At 65.3% G+C, this 5171-nt stretch carries 3 protein-coding genes; all 3 read left to right on the top strand.

Going from position 1 to position 5171, the window contains the following annotated elements; genetic code table 11:
* Positions 1 to 121 precede the first annotated feature (121 nt).
* Positions 122 to 2050: a toxin glutamine deamidase domain-containing protein gene (locus QIS99_RS31835; protein ID WP_282517236.1), complete on the top strand. Its 1929-nt coding sequence runs from the start codon at positions 122 to 124 to the stop codon at positions 2048 to 2050.
* 72 nt (positions 2051 to 2122) lie between these two features.
* On the top strand, positions 2123 to 3130 hold the full coding sequence (locus QIS99_RS31830) for a hypothetical protein (RefSeq protein ID WP_282517235.1): 1008 nt from the start codon (positions 2123 to 2125) through the stop codon (positions 3128 to 3130).
* 19 nt (positions 3131 to 3149) lie between these two features.
* Positions 3150 to 5135 (top strand): ATP-binding protein, encoded by a 1986-nt coding sequence (locus QIS99_RS31825; protein ID WP_282517234.1) that lies wholly within the window; start codon positions 3150 to 3152, stop codon positions 5133 to 5135.
* Positions 5136 to 5171 lie beyond the last annotated feature (36 nt).

Below are 5171 nucleotides of genomic sequence, written 5' to 3'. Positions count from 1 at the left end.
CGGGCATGAACCCGCACGAAGCGGGCGCGGCAGTGGCCGAACTCCAGGAACAACTCGCCGCCATCGACGCCACCGCCCAAGCCAACCCCGACACCTGGTGGTCCCTCATCATCGAACAGATGTGGCACGGACTGTTCTGAACCGGAAACCCCCGTCCAGACAGGACAACCCAACGACGCCCCCGGTCGAACGCATCAACGGCGACGGCAGCAACACCCCCGGCCGTAACAACAACTGCGTCGACACCGCCCTGTCCACCGTCGACACCTACGCCGGCAACCCCACCGCAGCCGGCGCCCGCACCCCCGACCCGGACAACGACGGCACCCCCTCCGACCGCGGCGAACGCGGCGGCCGCGACCGCATCGAAAACACCCTCGGCGCCCGCTTCAACGACCTCGGCAACGGCCGCGACGCCTACAACCGCCTCGAAAACACCCTCCGCAACAACGGCCACGGCTCCCAAGCCGTCATCATCACCCAGGACACCAACGGCCGCGCCCACGCCTGGAACGCCGTCAACCACAACGGCAAAATCACCTACATCGACGCCCAAACCGGCCAACGCAGCCCCCACCCCCTACACAACGGCAACAACGGCGTGTTCGCCATCCCACTGGACTCGGACCGACGGCCGATAACGTCCACCAACAACGACAAGCGGACCCGGAGCGATGCAGGTCGGCAGCCCGACCGTGGCACGAACGAACACCCGATCAATGTGGAGCGCAGGCCCGACGCTACCCCTGCAGGCGCTGCTCAGGAGCAGCCCGACAAGCCGTACTCCGATCCCCACGATCGCGGCGACAGCGACACCTCCGAGGAGAGCCGCCGCGTCACCGAGGACGGTCCAGACAGCGACACCTCCCGCACGCACGAGACGGCGGAGGGCAAGGACTCCAAGGAATACGGTCTCGAACCCGACGCACTGCAGCAGAAACTGCGCCACCACCGGGATGTCCACCGAGTCGAACTCGACCGCGTCCACCACCGGCTCGAAAGCTGGGCGAGTTCTGGCGAACTGGCCAACGTGCTGCGGTCGACGGAAAACAACTCAGCAGGCGGCCCCCAGCGCTTCACGAGGGATCAGCTCAGCGAGAGCCTGGACGGCTTCGACAGACTCTCGCGAGGGGAGCAGCAGGCAGCGGTTGCCTCGATCGCCAGGCTGAGCCTTTCCTTCCACGAAGCGCACAGCGTCGGCAACAACCCAGAATCGCTCGGGCACCCCTACCGCGGCCCGAACGAAGGTGAGCCTGCAGAGGACGCCAAGGACCGGGGCGCCAAGATGGCCCAGGAGTCACTCGGTGTGTCGCTTCACCGCAGAGCGGTGAACGGTCTCTTCAAGCTGTCCCGCTTCAAGAAACTCTCCCACGACGATGCAGAAACCGTGCGGGACCACGGACCTGATTTCAGCGGTAAGAATTTCGCAGTTCTCGAGGTCAAGGGACCGCCGCCGAAAAACGCAGTCACTTACATAGCGGATTCCTCTGTCCCAGCGAATCAGCCAGGAGTGAGCCCACGCCACTCGGAGAGGCATCTCCTCGATTGGCTTGAGCGAGTGGACCCGGAGAGCAATAGATACACGCCACTGGGCCTTTATACCGAGCGTGAGCCCTGCGGCAAGGGTCAAGGACACATGGGGTGCGCCAACGTACTTCAGCACGAACGGTTCAACGGAGCGCCGATCCACTACAGTATGACCTACCGCGACGACCCTGCCGGCATTGCACAGCGCGACCAGCAAATGGCTGCCAACGAACAGAAACTCACAGAACTCGAAGACCTGTCGGATAAACAGGTCAGGCAGCAGATGAAGGAGGAGTGGTCGGAGACATACAAAGATAATCCAAGGCAGCTCAAGCGCGCCCTGAAGGGTCTTTCCGGAAAATCCGGCGATGACCTCATGGAGGCCGTTGCAGATGAACTCGACCGCCAGCGCAAAGCGAACAGAACTGCCGAAGAGAGGGCCATCACCGAGGAGTTCAACCAGCACATCCGCACCCTCCGGAAGGTTTGGCACAAAGACCTGCTTCCCCACCTGATCAACTGACGCGCCCACCACCACGCCGCGCAACGACGGCCGACTGATCCAAGGCCCCGCACGACACTTAGGCTGTGTCCCATGCCAGATCCCATCGATTCCCTTGTACAAGGCCTCTCAGCCAGGGACCGCGCCACCCGAGAGGCCGCGGCGAATGCTCTCGTCGGGCTCGGCGCCGAGGCCGTCGTTCATGTGCTGCCAGTCGTCCGTGAGGGAGAGTCGGCGGGCTTGGATGATGCCGAGCCAGTTCTGCAGCGCCTCGGTGCCGAGGCGGAACGTCAGCTTCGGAGTATCCGGCGTCGGGGTCCTGGCCCACTGCGCAGAAAGGCTCTCGTGGCTTTGGCCGAACTCAGTGGCGGCGAAGGTCTGGACGGTGCCGACCAGAGCTCTCTGGAGCGACTCGTGCGGGTCAAGTTTCTCGATGAATCCTCCGTCAGGCTTCCTGCGGAGGCCGGCCGATGGCTGGCATTCCCTGCGGATCGATTCGACGACGCCGTATCAGTTCTCGGTCTGCACGACCTGCGGCCCTGCACCACCGTGATGGGAGTGGCCGCCGCCACCAAAGGCACCGACTCGTTGGAGCTTCCGCATGCCCAGGACTCAGATTTGTCGGCCTACCGCGTCTTCATCACCCCCGAACTCAAAAGCAGGCGCAGGACACTCCCCATCAGGACTTGGCGACTCTTGTGGGGAAACTCATTCCTCGACGAAATGAGCGGATTCACCCTCGCCGACAAACTCAGCCGGGAATGCGGTGAAGCGCATTTCTACAGCATCGACCCCTACAACGACGCCGAGAACTGGTACGTCGCCCGCGACGGGTACCTCGTACGCAGTTACGGCACCTACGCAGACCCGCAATTCTCGGGCGATCCTCTGCCGTTCGAGGTGACGTACCGGGAAGGTCCAGCGGACGGCGACGAGGACGCAGAAGAGTCTGAGGGGTGTCCCTCCGCGAACAGGGCAGCAAGCAACCTCTCCGTACAATCCGGTTTCATCCCCATGGCCCGCACACAGGGCCACGGATGGCTCGCCAGTACACACCCCGACGTACCCACTTCCCGCTTCCCGGGCGCCCTGCCCGTCTGAACCCGGAGGACGGACAGCCATGACCGACACGACCGACGGCTACCCGCCACATCCACACCTAGGGGGTCGCAACAACGCCCTGCGTGCTCTTGCCTCATGGCGCATGGAGTGGCCGGGTTCGCCTCGGATCGTGGCAGTCACTGGGGAGTCGGGCAGCGGCCGGTCCCGGTTGCTCATCGGCTTTCTGATGCTCTGCGACCCGGATTCCCGCAAGCGGCTCCCTCTCGACCAGCTGGACCCGGCGACGGTTCCGCCCGAACTCCCCGCTCCTGCTGTGGCCAACGCCCGCGGGCTCACCTCCGCGCAGTTCCTCTGGGCGCTGGCCGACCACTACGGCCTTACAGTCGACCGCGTCGATGACGTATACCCGGCCCTGGCGGCTCTCGGCACACCCGCGCCCTTGGTCGTCCTCGACGTGGACCAGGCCGGCCCCGTGCGCTCCGCGAACGAATCGGAGGCACTCGTCCGCGACGTGCTCAATCCGTTGGCCTCCCTCGACTCCATGCGGCTCGTACTCGAACTCCCGAGGGCGCTCGCCTCGGACCTGTCCGAAGGCCTGCCGTCGGGCACGGTACAGATCGTGGATCTCGACGATCCGGAGTGGGCCGACCCTGCGGGACTGCTTCTTCATGCCCAGACAGCCCTCGATCCTCAATTCGGCGCTCCAGAACTTTCATTCACGACGGATCCCGAGTTGCGAGCGCATCTGGCCACGGACATCGCTCAACAGGCCGGCACCAGTCCTCTGGTTGTCCAGCTCACCGCCCAGTGCCTGTTCACCGCTCCCGATGGCTTCGTCCCCTCCGATGCAGTGCAGCTGCCCGCCTCCGTGGCTGAAGTCCTCGACTGGCATGCCCAGCGCCTCGATGCCGACCCGCAGACCCTTCGGTCGCTGCTCGCCCCTCTCGCTCTGGCCGAGAGCAGCGGCATTCCCGTACAGCTGTGGCCCCGGCTCGTCAACGCCGCCGCCGGACAAGACATGGCGGCGGACATCGCGTCCGGAATGGAACTGGTCAGCCCCTTCGTCGACCTGCTCGAAGAGCCCGATGACACCGAAGACGATCTCGATGGCCTTGACGACACCGACACCCCGGACGCCGATGCCTCTGACGGCGAGCGCATGCTGCTGCGCCTCGCGCATCCTGCGATCGGGATGGAGATTCGTGCGAACCTGCCCCAGTCACGCGCTGCCCAGTCCCGCATGGCCGTCACACTTCTTGAGTCAGTCCCGGAGCAGAACTGGGGACTGGCCCATCCGTACGTACGTGACAACATCGCGAGTCACGCCCTCGCGGCGGGCCTACTTCCGCAACTTCTGACCGACCCCGGTCTGTTCGTCCACGCCGATCCTGTACGCCTGCGATCCGCAATACAGGATGTACCTCACGAGTCACTCGGTGCGCCAGCACGTACGTATCTGCGCACCGCTCCGCTGCTGACCCGCAACGAGCTTCCTCCGTTGGGGCGCGCGGCCCTTCTGGAGACGGCATTCCTTGAGGACGGCCTGGCCGACTATGCCGAGGCGACCCACCGGCTGGGCTTCGACCTGCCCTGGCAGACCTTGTGGAGCCTTCCCCTGCCCGGGACGGCCGAGGTGACCGTGGCCGAGCTGCCCGTGGCCGACGGCTCCGTCCGCCCTGTCGCAGTCCTCGTCGTTCCCGCGGGAACTCCCGGGGCCTGGAGGACAGGGGTGATCAATGACGATGGCCGTGGCGGTCTGCTCGTGCACGATCTCCTGCAACCACACCTCTATCCGCCGGCCGACGCCGCGCTGTTGTCCCGGCCTTCCGAGGACGACCGTGCAGCCGCGCCTCTCGGGCTCAGTCAGGGGTCTGACTACGTGAGAATCTGGGACCGTGCTGCGGGGGACCCCGTGGCCGCGTTCCTTTCGGACAAGCCCCTCGTCGGGGTGGATCTCTCCCCTGACGGCATCCTCATTGTCGCAACAGAAGACGCCGTCAAGGCCCTCCTCATCCGCACGCCCGCGACGCAGATGGCCTCGTAGTACCGGCCTACGCACCTGTCGACCGCGACGGCCGAC

Origin of the sequence: Streptomyces solicavernae (genome assembly GCF_029968095.1) — a bacterium.
Taxonomy (GTDB): domain Bacteria; phylum Actinomycetota; class Actinomycetes; order Streptomycetales; family Streptomycetaceae; genus Streptomyces; species Streptomyces solicavernae.
This window is presented reverse-complemented; position numbering and strand designations above follow the sequence as displayed.